Here is an 18500-nt window from a genome sequence, read left to right as displayed (position 1 = left end):
GTTTACGGAGAGTTTTACGGACGCCTTTTAGAAGGTGACGTCCGCGGTGGTCGTCGTGCCGCCCTTGCGGCCGGGGGCCGCGTGCCAGCGCCAGTACAGGTTGGTGTGCGCGATGACCTGTTCCGGGGCAGGGGCTCCGTACTTGGTGAGGTCTTCCGTGGTGTGTGCGTCGGCGACCAGGGTCGCGTCGTAGCCGCGGACGATCGCGCCGTGCAGGGTCGAGCGGATGCAGACGTCCGTCTGGGCGCCGGTGACCACCAGCCGGCCCACCTTGTGCTCGGCCAGGACGGCTTCCAGGTCGGTGTCCTCGAAGGAGTCCCCGTACTTCTTGTGGACGAGCGGCTCGCTGTCGAGGCGGACCAGCTCCGGGACGTACTCCCAGCTCTTGCTGCCGTACTCCAGGTCCTCGTCGGAGTGCTGCACCCAGATCACCGGCACCTCGGCCGTGCGGGCCCTGTCCGTCAGGGTGCGGATGTTGGCCACGACGGCGTCCCGGTTGTGGGCTTGGTCCACCACGCCGTTCTGGACGTCGATGATGATCAGTGCGGTGTTGGGTCTGTCGGGCAGTGTCGTCATGGCGCTCACAGTAGGTGCTGCCACTGACAACGACGGCCGAATATCAGGTGTGGGGCGGACGGGCGATGGTTACCGTGGCCGCATGGATTCCCTGATCAGCGGTGGTGACCCGGTCGTCCGTCCCATACGGGCCGAGGAGTGGCGTGCCGTGCGGGAGCTGCGGCTCGCCTCCCTGCGGGACCCCCTCGCCCATCTGGCGTTCCTGGAGACGTACGAGAACGCCGTCGAGCGGCCGGACTCCTTCTGGCAGGAGCGGGCGGCAGGCTCCGGTGAGGGGGCGTCCGGGGCGCGGCAGTTCGTCGCCGAAGCGGCCGGCGGGAGGTGGGTCGGCACGGCCACCGTGCTGGTCGAGGAGGCCGGCACGACGGACTGGGCCGGGTTTCCGGTGGAGCGGCGGCAGGGGCATGTCGTCGGGGTGTATGTGCGGCCCGAGCACCGGGGGACCGGGCTGACCAAGGCGCTGTTCGACGCCGCGCTGGAGTGGGCGTGGGGGATCGGCCTGGAGCGGGTGCGGCTGATCGTGCACGAGGACAACCGGCGGGCCCAGGCCTTCTACCGCAAGGTGGGCTTCGTGCCGAGCGGGGTCACCGTGCCGTTGGGGGACGCGCCCGGTGAGTCGGAGCTGGAGTTCGTGCTGGAGCGGCTCTGACCGGAGCCGCGGGTCAGACGGGGAGTTCGTCGTGGGGCCAGCGGGAGCGGGCCTGTTCGCGGGAGCGGAGCAGGGCCAGCGTCGGCAGGCCCCGGTCGGCTCCGCCGGACAGGAGGTCCGGGAGCTGGGGGAGCGGGGCGACGGCGGCGATGTCGTCCAGGACCAGCGTGAATGGTGGGTCGAGCCGACCGGAGGATGACCGTTCGGCCATGCGCCGGCCGCGCTCGACCACGCTGGAGACGAGGGCCGTCAGGAGGGGCATCGCGCCCGGGTCGGTCCTGGGGTCCTCGATGGATTCACCCACCACATAAAGGGTGCCCCCTTCATGGACGAAGGAATCCAAGGCGAGGGCATCAGTTCGGTTTGGGGTGCAGGCCTCGCGGATGTTGACCGTGGACAGGGCCGACAGGGCGCGGGTGAGCAGCTCCTGGGCCATGTCGCGGCGGTCGGGGTGGGCGGTGAGCGCGGCTTCCAGTTCGCCGGCGGAACCGGCGGCGGCCTTGGGGTTCGTCCGCAGGACGCGGACGGCGTCCTGGATCTGGGTGCCCTGGGACCAGCGGTGGACGTGGCGCAGGGTGCGGCCGTCGATGGCGGCGGCGTGCAGGTAGCTGCGGAGGATGGTTTCCGCGGTGTCGCCGACCGCCTGGTCGAGGCGGGAGGTGGGGCGGACGGGGGCGAGGAGGGCGGCGGCGCGGTCCTTGGCCGTCTGTTTGTCCTCGCAGCCGGTGGTGGGCGACCAGTGCAAGCGTGCCGGGGTGTCGCAGAGGTGCGCCGGGTCGTAGAGGTGGGTGGGGCCGAGTTTGGCGCGGGCGTCCTTGGTGTCCTGCCACAGCCGTGGGTCCGAGGTGACCACCAGGGCGGGGCCTTCGGCGTCCCGTACGGCCAGGGCGGCCGTCGCTCGGCGGTGTTCCCTGGGGGCGTAGTGCACGGTGCCCGCGGGGCGGAGGGCGTCCCAGCCGGTCGTCGGCTGCTCGGCGGTGAGCGGGGTGGCGGGGTGCTCCGCCTCGGTCGCCGGTACGGGGTCCGGCAGCAGCAGTTCCGGGCGGGCGGGTTCGGTTCGTGGGACCGGGACCTCGGGGGTTTCCGGTTGCCGCGCGGCCGGGGCCGCCGCCTTCTCCTGCCGGCGTCGTGTGCGGCCCGCCCGCCAGCGGGCCAGGGTGCCCATCACGAACACCGTCAGAACGAGCAGCACCATCAGCTGGCCGATGAACAGGCCCCAGAAGAGGCCGTAGCCGGAGAGTTCGCCGGCCGGGGTGTCGGGCCAGGCGCCGGGGATGTCGTGGGGCTGTCCGATCAGGTGGCGCATGGCCAGCGGGGTGCGGGTGAAGGTGACCTCGGTGGGCCAGGAGCCGTGGGAGAAGAGGGCGGCCAGGCCCGTCGCCGTCCAGACCAGCAGGGTCATGCCGAGCAGGAACGCGAGTATGCCGATCAGCAGGCCGTCGGGGATGCCGCCCTGCTGCTCGCGGCGGCCGTCGCGGTCGTCACCCGGTCTCATGACTGCCCTCCCCGCTTCGCCTAGGCCACCGTCGACTCGGACGAGCCGCCCAGGTCGGCCAGGTGCTGCTCCATGAACGCCGCCGCCCGTTCCTCGGCCTCCAGCTCGGCGGCGCGCAGGGCGTCGTCGGCGAGGTCGGCGGAGGACTCGGTCATCGCGCGGTCGGTGAAGACCAGGGGACGTTCGGCCTCGGTGATCAGGTGTTTGACGACCTGCACGTTGCCGTTGACGTCCCAGACCGCGATGCCGGGGGTGAGCGTCGGGATGATCTCCACCGCCCAGCGGGGCAGGCCCAGCACGCGGCCCGTGGCCCGGGCCTCGTCGGCCTTCTGGGCGTAGATGGTCCTGGTCGAGGCCATTTTCAGGATCGCGGCCGCTTCCTTCGCGGCGGCGCCGTCGACGACGTCGGACAGGTGGTGGACGACCGCGACGAAGGACAGGCCGAGGCGGCGGCCGAACTTCAGCAGCCGCTGGAACAGCTGGGCCACGAAGGGGCTGTTGATGATGTGCCAGGCCTCTTCGACGAGGAAGATGCGCTTCTTGCGGTCGGGGCGGATCCAGGTGTGTTCCAGCCACACGCCGACGATCGCCATGAGGATGGGCATGGCGATGGAGTTGCGGTCGATGTGGGAGAGGTCGAAGACGATCAGCGGGGCGTCGAGGTCGATGCCGACCGTGGTCGGGCCGTCGAACATGCCGCGCAGGTCGCCGTCGACCAGGCGGTCCAGCACCAGGGCGACGTCCAGCCCCCAGGCCCGCACGTCGTCTATGGCGACGTTCATCGCCTCGGCCGACTCCGGTTCGGGGTGCCGTAGCTGCTCGACGATGTCGGACAGGACGGGCTGGCGGTCGACGATCGTCTCGTTGACGTAGGAGTGGGCGACCTTGAGGGCGAAGCCCGCGCGTTCGTCGAGGCCGTGGCCCATGGCCACCTCGATGATGGTCCGCAGCAGCGCCAGCTGGCCGGTCGTGGTGATCGCCGGGTCCAGGGGGTTGAGGCGGATGCCGTGGTCCAGGGCGGCGGTCGGGTCGAGCCGGATGGGAGTTATCCCCAGCTCCTGCGCGATCAGGTTCCACTCGCCGACGCCGTCCTCGCCCTGGGCGTCCAGGACGACGACCTGACGGTCGCGGAAGCGCAGCTGGCGCAGGACGTACGTCTTCTCCAGGGCCGACTTGCCGTTGCCGGACTCGCCGAGGACGAGCCAGTGCGGGGCCGGGAGCTGCTGGCCGTAGAGCTGGAAGGGGTCGTAGATGTAGCCCTTTCCGGAGTAGACCTCGCGGCCGATGATGACGCCGGAGTCGCCGAGGCCCGGGGCGGCGGTCGGCAGGTAGACCGCCTGCGCCTGGCCCGTGGAGGTGCGCACGGGCAGCCGGGTCGTCTCTACCTTCCCGAACAGGAAGGACGTGAAGGCGTCGGTGAGGACGGACAGCGGATCCCGCATCGGCGAATCAGCCCCTACCTTCGGATGCCGGTGGCGAACGGAAGTGTGTTCACGAAGGCGCGGTGGTGCTCGCGGTCGCACCACTCCAGCTTCAGATACGACTTTCCGGCCGAGGCCCTTATGGTGCGCTTGTCGCGGTTGAGCGCCTCCGGGGAGCGGGACGACACGGTGATGTAGCCGACCAGGTTCACTCCGGCGGCGCCACTGGCGAGGTCCTCGCCGCGCTGGTCGAGGCGGTTGTGGGCGGCGATGTCGCGCGGGTCGACCGTGCGGTTCATCTTGGCGGCGCGGGACGCCTCGGCGACGTCGTTGGTCTTCTCGGTGAGCATGCGCTCGATGGCGACCTCGGTGGGTTCGAGGTCCATCGTGACGGCGACCGTGCGGATGACGTCGGGGGTGTGGACGAGGAGCGGCGCGAGGAAGTTCACGCCGACCGGGGTCATCGGCCACTCCTTGATCCAGGCGGTGGCGTGGCACCAGGGGGCGCGGGTGGAGGACTCGCGGGTCTTGGCCTGCAGGAAGGTGGGCTCGCGGGCGTCCAGCTCGGCCGGCCAGGCGTTGCGCTTGGTCATCGCCTGGATGTGGTCGATGGGGTGGTCCGGGTCGTACATGGAGTGGATGAGGGAGGCGAGCCGGCCCTGGCCGAGGGGCTGGCGGACGCGGATGTCGGCCTCCTGCAGGCGCGAGCAGATGTCGGTGAGCTCGCGGGCCATGACGACGGCCAGGCCGGCGTCGCGGTCGACCTTGCCGCCGTGGGTGCGGGCGGAGCGGGCCATGGCGTTGGCCTCGGCGGCCAGCTCGCGCGTGTAGTGCATGCAGGCGACGAGGTAGGCGCGGTGCTGCTCGCTGGAGGTGGACACCATCGACAGCAGCTGGTCGTAGGACTCCTGCAGCCAGCCGGGCGCCTTGTCGTCGCCGCGGACGGCGACGTCCTTGGCGTGGGCGTCGGGGTCGGCGGGCAGGGTGCGGGCGAGCATCTGCAGCCGGGTGACGAAGCCGTCGCCGTTGGCGACGTGCTTGAGCAGGGTGCCGAAGCGGTCGACGAGGGCTTCCTGGTCCTCGCTGTCGCGCAGGCCGACGCCGGGGCCCTCGATCTCGATGGCCGCGGTGACGGTTCTGCGGTCGGCGTGCAGGAGGACGGCGATCTCGTCGGGCCCGAAGGGGGCGGCGAGCCAGCTGATCCGGCCGATGCCGGGCGGCGGGCCGATCTCGATCTCCTTGCCGTCGAGCCGGGTGCCGGCCTCGATGGCGCCGGAGCGGTAGGTGGCGCCCTGCCGCAGGGTGCGCTTGTAGCTGCGGTTGATCTCGAACCAGCGGTAGAAGGTGCGCCGCTTGTAGGGCACGTAGACCGCGGCGAGCGCGAGCAGCGGGAAGCCCATCAGCAGCACGATGCGCAGGGAGAGGACGGGGACGAGGAGTCCGCACATCATGCCGAGGAACGCGCCGACGATGATCAGCGCGAGCTCGCCGGGTTCGCGGTTGCGTCCGACGATGGCGTTCGGCCGGGCGCGGCCGATCAGATATGTACGGCGGGGCGTGACCGGATGGGACACGTGGGACTCGGTCGTCAACGCCCTTCACCTCCCGTGCGGTTGGTACTGCTGTTGCGGGTGTTGCTGGCGTGCGGGGTGTTGACGGGGCTGCTCGAACGGGGCGGGGGAGCGGCGGAGGGGACAGTTCCGCCGCCACCACCGGTCGAGGTGCGCGCGCTGTGCGCGGCGACGCCGCCGGAGGCGGGGTTGGCCTGGCGGGGGGTGCCGGCCGCGGAGGCGGCGGCCCCGCCGTTGCTGTCGGCGCGGGTGCTGTGCGTCTTGATGCCCTGGGCGACGAGGCTGGCCGGGGAGCTGAGGACGGCTGCGGCCTTGCCTTCGGCGCCCTGCATGATGCGGTTGTTGCGGGAGTTGACGATCTCGTCGCCGAAGCCGGGCACGAAGCGGTAGATCATCGCCGAGGCGAAGATGGCGAGCAGGATGATCGACAGTCCGGAGACGACGGCGGAGAACGCGTCGGGGCCGTCGCCCGTGGACAGGGCGCCGGCCAGCCCGAGCACGATCACGATGACCGGCTTGACCAGGATGACGGCGATCATGATGCCCGCCCAGCGGCGGACGTGGCCCCACATGTTCTTGTCGACGAGGCCGGAGTAGACGACCGTGCCGAGCAGGGCGCCGACGTAGAGCAGGGCGGCGCGGATGACCAGCTCCAGCCACAGGACGCCGGCGGCGAGGATGCTGACCAGGGAGACGACGATCAGCATGATCGGGCCGCCGCCGATGTTCTCGCCCTTCTTCAGGGCGCCGGAGAAGGTGCCGAAGAAGGTGTCGGCCTGGTCGCCGGTGGTCCTGGCGAGGACGTCGCTGACGCCGTCGGTGGCTGATACGACCGTGTAGAGGATCAGCGGGGTGAAGGCCGAGGCGAGCACGGTGAGCCAGAGGAAGCCGACGGCCTCGGAGATGGCGGTGCTCAGGGGGACGCCGCGGACGGCTCGCTTGGCCACGGCCAGCAGCCAGAGCAGGAGGGTGAGGACGGTCGAGGCGGCGAAGACGACGGCGTACTGCTGGAGGAACTTGGGGTTGGTGAAGTCGACGTTGGCGGTCTCCTTCACGGCGGCGCTGAGCTTGTCGACGGTCCAGGATGCGGCGTCGGCACAGCCCCTTGCCAGGGAGGAGAGGGGGTCGAGGGTGGCGGTGGGGTCGGAGGTGACGGAGCGGTTGCCGCGGGCTGCGTCGTTGCCTTTTTCGCAGTACTTCTTGGCCTCGCCGACGATGAGGTCGCAGGGGTTGTTGCTCGTGGACGGCGAGGGCGTGGGTGTCGGGCTCGGTGCGGCGACGGCATGGGTGGCCAGCAGCACGCCGGTCGTCTGTACGGCCGTCACGATCCCGGCGAGCCTGAGCACGCGGTGCGGGTTACCGGGCATACGTGAACCCTCCGTACTCCTGGATGGCCTTGCTGATCTCGTCGGATGAGGCGGCCCTGTCGTCGCCGGGGACCGGGGCGGGGCCGTCCTGCTGGGAGTCCGTGACGATCTTCCAGTCGTTGTCGGCCCACTGCATGTCGAAGGTCCAGGTCTTCCAGGTCGACTTGACCGGATCGGTGGACTTCTCCCCCGCCATGCCGATCAGCCCCATGTACCAGACGGCGACCTTGGCGGTGTTGTCGCTGTACTGCTGGAGGGTGGTCCCCACCGGGACCACCCGGGAGACGAACGTGTTCCCCGCCGGAGCGTTGCCGTTCTGGTCGAGTCCGAGCTTGTCCAGGAAGTCCGCCGAATAGGCCGCGTCCATCGGACCCTGCAGCTTCGCCGAGGCGGACGGCGTGTAGAGGGCGGTGAGAATCCCGTGCCGGCTGTCTCTGTGGAACATGTCGGTCGAGCCCAGCGTCACCGCATAGTTCGCCGCCGCCGACTGTGCCCCCTGTTGGTCGTGGGCGAAGCCTGTTGGGATGCCGGCTGTGTTTGTCTGGACCGGCTTCGTGCCCGTGGCTGCCGTGGCCGCCGTCTTCGGCTTGTTCGCTGCCGTGTCGTCGGACGACGCCCCGTCACCGCTCCCCCGGTTCGCGAAGGCGATGGCCGCGATGAGGAGGACCACGACCCCGACGACCGTGACCATGCTCCGGGAGGAGGAGCGGCGGCCGGGGCGGCGGGCCCCGCCGTAGGGGTCGCCGGAGCCTTCCGGCAGCCGTGTGCGTGTCTGGCCGCTGCCGCCGTAGCCGCCGGCGGTCGCGTCGTGCTCGTCCCCGAGACTCATGCCGCGTACGCCCCCTCGACGTCGTTCAGGAACACCTCGTACCGAACCGCGTAGGAGTACGACGGTAGCCGTGCTGGTTCCCGCGCGGGCGCGGTGTGGTGACTCGACATCAGGGAAACGCAACCTCAGCCGGTGGGCACGACGGGCGGGTGGGTGAGACGGACCGGGCGTGCCCGGAGAGGACGGGGAGGACGAGGGGACGGACGGGGCCTGCTACACGGCCATGCCGTACACGATCGTGAACAGCGTGCCGAGGGAACCGATGATGAATACCCCCGTCAGCCCCGCGATGATGAGCCCCTTGCCCTGTTCGGCGCTGAAGGTGTCCCGCAGGGCGGTGGCGCCGATACGCTGCTTGGCGGCGCCCCAGACGGCGATGCCGAGGCAGAGCAGGATGGCGACGGCCATCACCACCTCGATCATCACCTTGGCTTCGTTGCCCAGGCTGCCGAAGGGGCCCCAGTCCGGAGCGATCCCGCCGATGATGGTGTTGATGTCTCCCTTGTCGGCCGCAAAGAGCATGTAAGTCACCGCCCCTGTTGGGTAGTTCCGCAGTCCCCTGCGGTGTGCAGAGGTCAGGCCTCATTCTCGCCGACGATGCCGCTGTCGTATGTCGACTTGGCGTCATTCGTTGGCGGGTTTCGTACGAACACCTGGCAACGGGTCGTATCGTCACTCTGTGTATCACGGCAGGTCACCGCGGGCAATGACGCCGGTGCGGAACCCGTCGTGTGGTTCCGTCGTTGTTCCCTCTTGTGACCTGGGCCGTTTCTGACGGCTGATCGGGTGAGCGGTCGTGTCACTGTTCCGAGGGTGAAGGCTATCCCCGGCCGGGGGAAGAGGGCGCGTCGGGACCTTTGCGCGCGGGCGCGGTGACGGAGGGTCAGCGCGGGGTGAGGCCGTACAGAAGGTGGTGGACGTGCTCGTCCAGGCCGTCGAGGGCCTCCTGCGCGGGGAGCGCGCAGCTCGCGACGAGGGCGGCGAGGCCGTGCAGGCTCGCGGCCATCACCGTCGTGATGCGCTCGGGGTCGCCCGGGACGAGCTCGCCGCGCCGCTGGGCGTCGGCGACCAGGTGGGTGAGGGCGCCGATGGAGCGTTCGACGGCGTCGGCGAGCTGGGCGTCCGGCTCGTGCTTGCGGGCGAACATCAGCTCCAGCAGCTGCGGGTTGTCGATGGCGAACCCGAGGTAGGCGCGGGCGAGCGAGGTGAGTCGCTCCGGCAGGGGGCGCTCGGTGGCGTCGGCGATCCGCAGGGCCTGGATGAGCCGTTCGTAGCCGGTGAGGGCGAGGGCGTCGAGGAGGGCCTGCTTGTCCTTGAAGTGCCGGCCCGGGGCGGCGTGGCTGACGCCGATGTCGCGGGCGAGTTCCCGCAGGGAGAGTGCGGCGACGCCCTTGTCGCGGAGGGTGCGTTCGGCGCTCTTGAGGAGGGCGGCGCGCAGGTCTCCGTGGTGGTAGGGGCGGCTTGCGGGCATGTGGGTCATCGTATCCCGATGTTGGCGGTGGCAGCTTTGTTGACGGCGTCAGCTTTGTTGTCATTGACAGCATTGTTGGCGCTGCCTACATTGGGTCCATGGCTGACAGGCAGAGCAAGTGGAATGTCTCCGAGATGCCGGACCTGACCGGGCGCACGGCCGTGGTGACCGGCGCCAACAGCGGCATCGGCCTGGTGGCCGCCGGCGCGCTGGCCGGGGCCGGGGCGCACGTGGTGTTCGCGGTGCGGGACGAGGAGCGGGGCCGCGAGGCGGCCGGGACCGTGCGCGGCAGCACCGAGGTGCGGCGCCTGGACCTGGCCGATCTGGCCTCGGTACGGGACTTCGCGGCCGGCTGGGAGGGCCCGCTGGACCTGCTGGTCAACAACGCCGGCGTGATGATGCCGCCGCGGGGGCGCACCAAGGACGGCTTCGAGACCCAGTTCGGCACCAACCACCTCGGGCACTTCGCCCTGACCAACCTGCTGCTGCCGCACGTCACCGACCGCGTGGTGACCGTGGCGTCGGGCGCCCACCGCTGGCCCGGGGCGGCGATCCACTTCGACGACCTGAACTTCGACCGGCGCTACAACCCGCAGCGCGCCTACGCCCAGTCCAAGCTCGCCAACCTGCTGTTCACGCTGGAGCTGCAGCGCCGTCTGGCCGAGGCCGGCTCCCCGGTCCGCGCCGTCGCGGCCCACCCCGGCTGGGCGGCGACCAACCTGCAGAGCCACGCCGGGAACCCGGTGACCAGGGCGTTCATGCAGCTCGGCAACCGTCTGTTCGCCCAGGACGACCGGGCCGGCGCCCTGCCGACGCTGTACGCGGCGGTGGCGGACGTGCCGGGCGCGAGCTACGTCGGCCCCGACGGCTTCGCCGAGCTGCGCGGGGCGCCGACCCTGGTGGGCCGCTCGGCGGCGGCGAGCGATCCGGCGGCGGCGCGGCGGCTGTGGACGGTGTCGGAGGAGCTGACCGGGGTGGGCTTCCCGGTCGGGGTCGCCGGGGCCTGATCCGCCGGCCGCTGCCGGGCCCGATCCGCCGGCCGCTGTCACCGGGGTGGCTCCGTTCGGGTGTCGCCGCGGCGCCGGGCGTCGTAGCGTGGGGCTGCTGCGCCCGGGCGGGCGTGGGAGATGGCCGGGGGCCGCTCGGGGCGACAGTGCTCGGACGTGTGTGCTCGTCGGTGCGGTGCCCAACGGACGGAGGCAGCCCTGTCATGGTCGTTGTCGTGGTCGTTTCGCCCGACGCGCCGAGGTTCCCGCGTGCTGGGGAGCCGTCGGTTCGGCGCGTCTGACGTTTCTCTCACCTTCGTCCGCCACAGTGGTCGCCGATGAAGCGCTCCTCACGCTCCGTGCGCTCCGTGGGCCCTCGCCGGCGCGCGCTCTTCGGCGTGCTCGTGCTGCTGGCCGGGGTCTCCTCCTCCATCGCCGCCGCCGACGCCGGGCCCGGCCCGCTCGGGGTGACCGTGCGGGCCGCCCCGACGCCGCCCAGCGCCCGGATCGGGGCGCTCTTCCACGCCGACCGGGCGGACTGGACGGGCGGCCACTTCTGCACCGCCTCCGTCGTGCACAGTCCGCACCGCGACCTCATCGTCACCGCCGCGCACTGCCTGGGCGGCGACGGCGACGAGGACCTGGTGTTCGTGCCGGGCTACCGGTACGGCAAGGCGCCGTACGGGGTGTGGCCGGTGGAGCGGATGCTGCTGCCGGACGGCTGGGAGGAGGGCCGCAGCGAGGACAGCGACGTGGCCTTCGCGGTGCTCGCGCGGCGGGAGGGACGGGACGTGGAGGACGTGGTCGGCGCGAACCGGTTCGCCACCGGTACGACGACCGGCGCGACCGCCGTGACCGTCACCGGGTATCCCGACGACCAGGAGGCGCCGGTCGTGTGCACCAACAAGCCGGAACCGCACAGCGCCACGCAGCAGCGGATCACCTGCCCCGGCTTCAGCAGCGGCACCAGCGGCAGCCCCTGGGTCAACGGGGACGGGCAGGTGGTGGGCGTCCTCGGCGGCCACGAGGACGGGGGCGACACGGACGACGTCTCCTACAGCGTCGTACTGGGCGCGGAGGCGGCGGAGGCGTACCGGGACGCGGTGTACGGACCCTGACGGGGCGTCATGAGCTCCTGCGCCGGAATGATCTTTGTGGCAAGGTCGGTCCGTGGACGCACTCAAGGCTCACGACCCGGCGCACATAGGCGCGTACACGTTGCTCGCGCGGCTCGGCGCGGGCGGGATGGGGCAGGTCTACCTCGGACGCTCGCCCGGCGGCCGGCTGGTCGCGCTCAAGGTGATCCGCGACGAGATCACCGACCATCCGGAGGCCCTCGCCCGTTTCCGCCGCGAGGTGGAGACGGTACGGGCGGTGCGCAGCGCCTACACGGCGAACCTGATCGACGCGTCGCTGGACTCGACGCCGCTGTGGCTGGCCACGGAGTACGTGGCGGGGCCGACACTGGCACGGGCGGTGGCCGAGCACGGGCCCGTTCCGGCCGGCAGCGCGCTGCGGCTGCTGGCCGCCCTGGCCGAGGCGCTGGCGAGCGTGCACGCGTACGGCGTGACGCACCGGGACCTCAAGCCGCACAACGTCATCCTGTCCCCGCGGGGCCCGCTGCTCATCGACTTCGGCATCGCCCGGGGCGCGGCCGACACGGCGCTCACCCGGACCGGCCTGACCCCGGGCACGCCCGGGTACACCGCGCCCGAGGTGCTGACGCGGGAACAGGTGGGCCCGGAGGCGGATGTGTTCGCGCTGGGCGCCACGGTCGCCCACGCGGTGACCGGCCGTGCCCCCTTCGGCGGCGGGGCCGGGCACGCCGTCTCCTACCGCGTGGTGCACGAGGACATCGACCTGGCCGGTGTGGAGCCCGCGCCGGCCGCGCTCATCGGGGAGTGCGTCGCCAAGGACCCCGGCCGGCGCCCCGGCCTGGACGAGATCATCGCGCGCTGCGCGGTGACGTCCGCGCTGACCGAGGACCCCTACTACGCGCGGCTGGCCGGCCAGGGCGAGGCGGCCCCGCAGGACCTGCCGGCGGCCGTGGCGGCGGGGCTGGTGCCGCCGGGGCACGGGGCCCGGCCGGTGGCGTCCCAGCCGACCGTGGGTCCGGGGTACACGCCGACAGCGCTGCCGGCCTACGCCCCCACCCTCGCGCTGAGCGGGCCGACGGCCGTACCGGCGCGGCCGCCCGCCCGCCGTCGTACGGCCTGGATCGTGACCCTGGCCGTCGCCGTGGTGGTGGGATCGGGGACCGCGGTGGCTGTCAGGACGTGGGGTGGGCAGGAGCAGCAGGCGCACGGCGGTGGCGCAGCGCCGTCCGCGAGCCCCGTCGCGCAGGGCAAGCCGCCCGCGTACATCGAGGACAACCGGATCTCGCGCGACTACTGGCTCCTGTCCGACGACCCGGACGAGGCCGCGCACGGCATCGGCAAGTGCACGCTGATCGGGGCGGAAAGCCCGCCCTATGACGTCCAGACCAGTGTGCGGGACGCCGTCGACCCGGAGTCCGCCACGGTCCGGACGAAGGTGAAGATCTCCTTCCGTTTCAAGGAGGCGAGCTGGCTCAGCGAGAAGCCCGCCCCTTATTACGTCTCCGTCGGCGTGAAACCGGCTCACGAGATCGACTCCGACACGGGCAGGCCGTTCGACACCCTCATGGAGAGCAAGAACATCGGCTACACGAGCAAGCCGGTGGACGCCTACCGGGCCGGTGACGACAGCGGTTTCGTCGAGCTGACCTATCCGGACGACTTCCACAAGCACGTCGAGGGCCGGACCTGGAACGCCATCCCGGTCACCAACGACCCCGGTGACTGGACCGTGGTGCTGTATCACGTCAAAAGCAGCCCCACCGACTACCAGAGCTTCGGTTGCACCGGATTCCGGGTGGGAAGCTCCTAAACTGGCGCGGGCGGATCGGCAGGCGGTGAGGGGAGGTTGACGGTGCGTAAGACGTGGCTCTGGGCGGGGGGCGCCGCCGCGGCCGGACTGAGCTTCGTGCTGCTGCTCTTCGTCGGGGTGTACGTCATCGCCGGCAACCTCATGAACGGCGTCGGCGGAGCCGGCAAGGCGCTGGCCAAGGGCGCGGTGCCCGCCGCGTACCAGGCGCTGGTGCAGAAGTGGGGCAATCTGTGCCCCGCCCTCAACCCGGCCCTGCTCGCCGCCCAGCTGTACCAGGAGAGCGGGTTCAACCCGAACGCCAAGAGCCCGGCGAAGGCGCTCGGGATAGCGCAGTTCATCCCCGGCACCTGGGCCACGCACGGCGTGGACGGCGACGGGGACGGCGACCGCGACATCTGGGACCCGAATGACGCGATTCCATCGGCCGCCTCCTACGACTGCGAACTCGCCAAGTACGTCAAGGACGTCCCCGGGAACGCCACGCACAACATGCTCGCCGCCTACAACGCGGGCGCGTACGCGGTCATCAAGTACGGGGGCGTTCCGCCGTACAAGGAGACGCGGAACTACGTGAAGACGATCACCACGCTGGAGGACAGCTTCGCCGCGCCCGTCAGCCGCGTCGACCCGTCGAAGCAGGCCGCCGGTGCCATCTACTTCGCGCAGAAGAAGCTCGGCACGCCCTATCTGTGGGGCGGGGAAGGCACCGCTGAGCAGGGCGGACGGTTCGACTGCTCGGGGCTCACGCAGGCCGCCTACGAGAGTGTGGGGATCACGCTGCCGCGCGTGGCCAACGACCAGTACAACGCGGGGCCGCACCCCAAGCGGGACGAACTGCTGCCGGGGGACCTGGTGTTCTTCTCCACCGACCTCAGCGACTCCCGGGCCATCCACCACGTGGGTATCTACGTCGGCGGCGGGTACATGATCGACGCGCCCCGCACGGGGGCCGTGATCCGGTTCGACCCGATCGACACCTCGGAGTACTTCGGCGCCACCCGGGTCACCGAAGATGGCGCGAAAGCGCTCCCCACCTCTGTGTGAACCGTGTGTGAACCCACCCCCTGAGCTGCGGCGATGAGTCTCTCTTCGATAACGTCTGCGTGATCATTCGGTGGAGTGTGGAACGTATCAACAGGGGCCGTGCGTTCCTGTTGGCGTAGCCGAGCCGACGACCGACGACGTCTGACGTGACCGGATCTACAACCACGGGGGTGGCAGCAGCGGCGCACACGAGGTGCGTCCGGGAGAACGACGAAGGGGCCGCAGCACGATGGCTGGACTCGCCGAATCCGGGTCGAACCCCGACGTCGACCTGCTCTACGACATCAACGGCCTGGCCAAGGACGCACCGCACTGGTTCGACCGGGTCATGGAGTTCGTCGGTGAGTACGGGCTGCTGCTCGCCATGGTCCTGCTCGTGCTGTGGTGCTGGTGGTCCGTGCGGCGCCGGGGCGGTCAGGACGCCGCCTCCTCCGTGGCCGCGCTGGTGTGGGCGCCCCTCGCGGCCGGCATCGCCGTCCTCGTCAACGTCCCGATCCGCGGGTTCGTCCAGCGGCCGCGGCCCTTCAACGACCATCAGGGGCTGGACGTCCTCGTCTCCGGCAAGAACGACTTCTCCTTCGTCAGCGACCACGCCACCCTCACCATGGCCATGGGCGTCGCCCTGTTCGTCGCCAACCGCCGCTTCGGGCTCGTCGGTATCGCGCTCGCCCTCCTCGAAGGGTTCTGCCGCGTCTACATGGGCGTGCACTACCCCACCGACGTCATCGGCGGCTTCGCCCTCGGTACGGCCGTGGCGCTGCTGCTGTCCCCGCTCGCCACGGCGCTGCTGACGCCGCTCGCCAAGGCCGTGGAGCGGTCGAAGGCGGGCTGGCTGATCGTGTCCGGGCGGGGTACGGCCGACGGCCAGGAGGCCCTGATTCCGGGTGCGCGCAGTGAACAGGAGGCCGGCGCCGAGGAGCGGGACCTGGCCGCCTGAGACCCGGTCAGAGAGCCTGCGGGAAGGTGAAGAAGCGGTTCGGGTCGTACGTCTTCTTCACCTGCGCCAGCCGGGCCGCCGCGTCGCCGTAGTAGGCCGTGCGCCAGTTCTTCAGGGACGGATCGGTGTAGTTCTGGTACGCCGCCCCCGACGCGTAGGGGCGCATCGCGCCGTGCGCCGTGGTCAGCCAGGACTGGGCCGCCGTGCCGGAAGTGCCCGCGCGCCAGGCCGCGATGTACTGGGCCAGCATGCGGGAGCGGCGGTGCACGAACGCCGTCGCGGTCGGGGAGACGCGGTTGACCGCACCGCCGAGCGCGGTCAGCGCGAAGCTGCCGGTGCCGCCGCGGACGGACTTGATCTGCGCGAGGAGGGTCTGGATGCCGGCCGGTGACAGCGAGCGGTCGAAGAAGTCCGAGCGGGCCGCGTACGTCTCGCGGTGCAGGGAGCCCTGCGGGGAGCGGCCCGGGGTGGAGCCGGGCAGGTGGCACTGGGCGTCGGCGTCGAACGCCGAGCAGCCGGCGTAGATCTCCATCGCCTCCTCGTAGGAGCGGCGGCGCAGCGAGACGCTGGTGGCGTTGGCGCCGGCGGCGTGCGCGAGGCGGTCCACGGCGTTCTTCAGCTCGCCGTAGGTGCCGAGGGAGAAGGCGGAGACGGTGACCGTCGGGGTGCCGCCGGTGTCGTTCGCCAGGTGCAGCGACGACCAGGTCTCGTCGGGCTGGGACGGGCCCCACTCCTGCCACGCCTTCACCACGGCGGCCGCTTTCGACCACGGCCAGCTCAGGTACGCCGTGACGGCCTGCGGGGCGGGGTGGGTGCGGAAGTGCAGCTCGGTGACGACGCCGAAGTTGCCGTTGCCGGCGCCGCGCAGGGCCCAGAACAGGTCGGGGTGGTTCTTCGCGTCGGCGGTGAGCTGCTTGCCGTCCGCGGTGATCAGGGTCGCTGCGGTGAGGCTGTCGCAGGTCAGGCCGTAGGCGCGGGAGACCACGCCGTGGCCGCCGCCGAGCGTGAGGCCGGAGACGCCGACGGTGGGGCAGGAGCCGGCGGGTATCGTCGCGCCCTTCGCGGCCAGGGCGCGGTAGACGTCGATCAGCTTGGCGCCGGCGCCCACCACTGCCGTGGTGCCGGACGCGCGGATCTTGTTCAGTTTCGAGACGTCGAGGATCAGGCGGTTGTCGCCGGAGGACCAGCCCGCGTAGGAGTGGCCGCCGTTGCGGATCGCGACGGTGAGGCGGTGGGCGCGGGCGTAGGCGAGGGTGGTGCGGATGTCGTCGGCGTGGGCGGCGTAGGCGACGGCGGTGGGCTTCAGGGTGTCGAAGCGGGTGTTGTAGAGCTGGCGGGCGGTCTGCCAGGTGGCGTCGCCGGGGCGGATCAGTTGGCCGTCGAGGTCGCGGGCCAGGGCGGTGAGGGTGGCGGAGGTGGAGGCGGAGGTGGTCTTCAGCGGGGGGAGGGTGGACCGGGGGGTCGCGTCCGGTTGTGCGGCGTGGGTGCAGGCGGCCGTGGTCAGTGCGGTGACCGTGGCTGCCGCTGTGCCGCCGAGGAAGGTGCGCCGGTCCATGTTCTGGGTCTCCGTCCCGTGGGGTTCTGTGGGTGGGGACGGGGTGGGGGTGCGTGGGGTTCCATGCGCCTTGCATTCGTCTGCGGCTGGGTGGGGGTTGCTCGCGGGTGCCTGCGGCGGCCCGTTGCCGTTGCGTCGTGGCTGGTCGCGCAGTTCCCTGCGCCCCTGAAATGCCTGCGGCGGCCCGTTGCCGTCCGGTGGGCGGCTGGTGCAGCGCCTCGGCCGGTGGTCAGGGCGCCGTGCGCGGGTGCCGCGCCGTCGTGGTGGTGACTACGTCGAGTTCGCGTGGGATTCCGCGTCCGTGCGGGCCTGGCTTCTGGCTCTGCGGGCCGGGCCTCGCCAGCCGCAGGTGCAGCGGGCCAGGCAGAAGCGGCCCTGTTCCACGGTGGTCGTGCGGTGCTGCGGCTCTGGGGGACCGTCCTGCTGGGTCACGTGAACACGGTAGCCGGGGAAGGTTAACGGGCTGTTAGGTGGTCGCCGACCCGGCCCCGGGGGCGTGACGGCCGCACCTACCCGTCGTTAACCGGAACGACAGGCGGCCCGTGACGGACGTACCGGCTGGGGGTAGGCAGGCGATGGCACAGCTGCGGCAGCACTGGCGGCGCACTGGCGGGGCACTCGCCACGGCCGGGGTCATGGTGGGCGTGTGTGCCGGTGCCGCCGGGTGTTCCGGCAGCGGGGCCGCCGCCGAGGACGCGCGTGGTGCGGACGACGTGGTGGGGATGTTGCGGCAGTCCGCCGACCGGCTGGCCGCGGCCGGGACTTCCAAGGCGCGTACGGCCATGGAGATGGCGACCGGCGGCACCCGTGTGACGATCCGCGGGGAGGGCGTGTACGACTTCCGGCGCCGGCTGGGGGAGTTGCGGGTGGTGCTGCCGCAGGATCCGGCCGGGAGCAGCGAGCACCGGCCCATCACCGAGCTGCTCGCGCCCGGGGCGTTGTTCATGAAGAACCGGGGCGCCGGGGTGCCCGCCGACAAGTGGGTGCGGGTGGAGACCGCCCAGGTCTCCGACGGCAACCTCGTCACCGGCGGAGCGACCGATCCGTACGCGGCGGCCGAGGTGCTGCGCGGGACGCGGAGCGCCACGTTCGTGGGGCGGACGGAGGTCGCGGGGACTCCGGTGCGGCACTACCGGGGGACCGCGGATCTCGCCGTGGCCGCGCGGCGCGCGTCCGCGCCTGCCGGGCGGGCCGCGCTGGGGGCGGCGGCGAAAGGGTTCGCCACCGCGCTGGTGCCGTTCGACGTCTATCTCGACGACGCCGGCCGCATCCGCAAGATCCGGCACCGGTTCGGTTTCGTCAACGGGCAGAAGAAGGACGCCGTGGCGGTGGCCTCGACGACGCTGCTGTACGACTTCGGGGCCCCCGTCGCCGTACGCCTGCCGAGGAGCGGGGACATCTACGCCGGGCGGATCGCCGAGGACTAGCCCGTCCGTGCCATGCGCGGGCCATGGGCCGCTCCCTACTCTAGGAAGCCGGTGACGGCAGAGATGAGGTGAGGCTCGTGGCTCCGGTCGGCGGTACGGCGGTACAGGACCATGTGGCGCTCGCCGAGATAGAGCTGTGCTGCGAGCTGATCATCGCCGCCTCGGCCGCCCGGGAGCGGCTCAGCATGGAGAGCATCGACGAGGTGCTGCGCGTGGCCGAGGAGCGGGACGCCCGCGAGGGGTGAGCGCCCCGCACCGCGCCGGC

At 71.5% G+C, this 18500-nt stretch carries 18 protein-coding genes; 8 read left to right on the top strand and 10 right to left on the bottom strand.

Going from position 1 to position 18500, the window contains the following annotated elements; genetic code table 11:
• Positions 1–27: 27 nt before the first annotated feature.
• Positions 28–576 (bottom strand): isochorismatase family protein, encoded by a 549-nt coding sequence (locus C3489_RS17570; RefSeq protein WP_103782780.1) that lies wholly within the window; start codon positions 574–576, stop codon positions 28–30.
• A gap of 82 nt (positions 577–658) precedes the next feature.
• Here C3489_RS17570 and C3489_RS17565 point away from each other — a divergent pair, with 82 nt between their 5' ends.
• On the top strand, positions 659–1225 hold the full coding sequence (locus C3489_RS17565) for a GNAT family N-acetyltransferase (protein ID WP_103782779.1): 567 nt from the start codon (positions 659–661) through the stop codon (positions 1223–1225).
• 13 nt (positions 1226–1238) lie between these two features.
• Here the strand turns inward: C3489_RS17565 and C3489_RS17560 are convergent, their stop codons facing one another.
• From C3489_RS17560 to C3489_RS17530, 7 genes are all read right to left on the bottom strand, one after another.
• Positions 1239–2720 (bottom strand): type VI secretion protein, encoded by a 1482-nt coding sequence (locus C3489_RS17560; RefSeq protein ID WP_103782778.1) that lies wholly within the window; start codon positions 2718–2720, stop codon positions 1239–1241.
• A gap of 20 nt (positions 2721–2740) precedes the next feature.
• Positions 2741–4162: an ATP-binding protein gene (locus C3489_RS17555; RefSeq protein WP_103782777.1), complete on the bottom strand. Its 1422-nt coding sequence runs from the start codon at positions 4160–4162 to the stop codon at positions 2741–2743.
• Between the two features lie 14 nt (positions 4163–4176).
• Complete coding sequence (locus tag C3489_RS17550) at positions 4177–5733, bottom strand: SCO6880 family protein (RefSeq protein ID WP_103782776.1); 1557 nt, start codon at positions 5731–5733, stop codon at positions 4177–4179.
• Positions 5730–7079 carry a hypothetical protein gene (locus tag C3489_RS17545; protein ID WP_103782775.1) on the bottom strand — a complete coding sequence of 450 codons (1350 nt, stop codon included), beginning with the start codon at positions 7077–7079 and terminating at the stop codon, positions 5730–5732. Before C3489_RS17545 ends, C3489_RS17550 begins: the two co-directional genes overlap by 4 nt.
• A complete protein-coding gene (locus tag C3489_RS17540) occupies positions 7069–7908 on the bottom strand; it encodes a hypothetical protein (RefSeq protein ID WP_103782774.1) in 840 nt (279 codons plus the stop codon). Before C3489_RS17540 ends, C3489_RS17545 begins: the two co-directional genes overlap by 11 nt.
• A gap of 213 nt (positions 7909–8121) precedes the next feature.
• Positions 8122–8430: a hypothetical protein gene (locus C3489_RS17535; protein WP_014673544.1), complete on the bottom strand. Its 309-nt coding sequence runs from the start codon at positions 8428–8430 to the stop codon at positions 8122–8124.
• Between the two features lie 361 nt (positions 8431–8791).
• The gene (locus C3489_RS17530) at positions 8792–9388 is read right to left on the bottom strand and encodes a TetR/AcrR family transcriptional regulator (protein WP_103782773.1); all 597 of its coding nucleotides are present in this window, start codon (positions 9386–9388) and stop codon (positions 8792–8794) included.
• Between the two features lie 89 nt (positions 9389–9477).
• Between C3489_RS17530 and C3489_RS17525 the strand changes: the two genes are divergently transcribed.
• The 5 genes from C3489_RS17525 to C3489_RS17505 all read left to right on the top strand — a co-directional run bounded on the left by C3489_RS17525 (position 9478) and on the right by C3489_RS17505 (position 15253).
• A complete protein-coding gene (locus C3489_RS17525; RefSeq protein ID WP_103782772.1) occupies positions 9478–10386 on the top strand; it encodes an oxidoreductase in 909 nt (302 codons plus the stop codon).
• Between the two features lie 317 nt (positions 10387–10703).
• Positions 10704–11483, top strand: a complete 780-nt coding sequence (locus C3489_RS17520) for a trypsin-like peptidase domain-containing protein (RefSeq protein ID WP_103782771.1) — start codon at positions 10704–10706, stop codon at positions 11481–11483.
• Positions 11484–11535: 52 nt separating this feature from the next.
• On the top strand, positions 11536–13272 hold the full coding sequence (locus C3489_RS17515; RefSeq protein ID WP_103782770.1) for a serine/threonine-protein kinase: 1737 nt from the start codon (positions 11536–11538) through the stop codon (positions 13270–13272).
• Between the two features lie 36 nt (positions 13273–13308).
• Complete coding sequence (locus C3489_RS17510) at positions 13309–14316, top strand: bifunctional lytic transglycosylase/C40 family peptidase (RefSeq protein WP_103782769.1); 1008 nt, start codon at positions 13309–13311, stop codon at positions 14314–14316.
• 229 nt (positions 14317–14545) lie between these two features.
• Positions 14546–15253, top strand: a complete 708-nt coding sequence (locus tag C3489_RS17505; protein WP_103782768.1) for a phosphatase PAP2 family protein — start codon at positions 14546–14548, stop codon at positions 15251–15253.
• Between the two features lie 7 nt (positions 15254–15260).
• Here the strand turns inward: C3489_RS17505 and C3489_RS17500 are convergent, their stop codons facing one another.
• Together C3489_RS17500 and C3489_RS38720 are read right to left on the bottom strand one after the other, a co-directional pair.
• The gene (locus tag C3489_RS17500) at positions 15261–16808 is read right to left on the bottom strand and encodes an FAD-binding oxidoreductase (protein ID WP_103782767.1); all 1548 of its coding nucleotides are present in this window, start codon (positions 16806–16808) and stop codon (positions 15261–15263) included.
• A gap of 270 nt (positions 16809–17078) precedes the next feature.
• Positions 17079–17240 carry a hypothetical protein gene (locus C3489_RS38720; protein ID WP_181139717.1) on the bottom strand — a complete coding sequence of 54 codons (162 nt, stop codon included), beginning with the start codon at positions 17238–17240 and terminating at the stop codon, positions 17079–17081.
• Between the two features lie 143 nt (positions 17241–17383).
• Between C3489_RS38720 and C3489_RS17495 the strand changes: the two genes are divergently transcribed.
• On the top strand, positions 17384–18235 hold the full coding sequence (locus C3489_RS17495; protein ID WP_103782766.1) for a hypothetical protein: 852 nt from the start codon (positions 17384–17386) through the stop codon (positions 18233–18235).
• Positions 18236–18312: 77 nt separating this feature from the next.
• On the top strand, positions 18313–18480 hold the full coding sequence (locus tag C3489_RS38715; protein WP_181139716.1) for a hypothetical protein: 168 nt from the start codon (positions 18313–18315) through the stop codon (positions 18478–18480).
• The last annotated feature ends 20 nt before the right edge of the window (positions 18481–18500 follow it).

The organism is Streptomyces sp. Ru71 (assembly GCF_002920535.1).
Lineage (GTDB): Bacteria > Actinomycetota > Actinomycetes > Streptomycetales > Streptomycetaceae > Streptomyces.
This window is presented reverse-complemented; position numbering and strand designations above follow the sequence as displayed.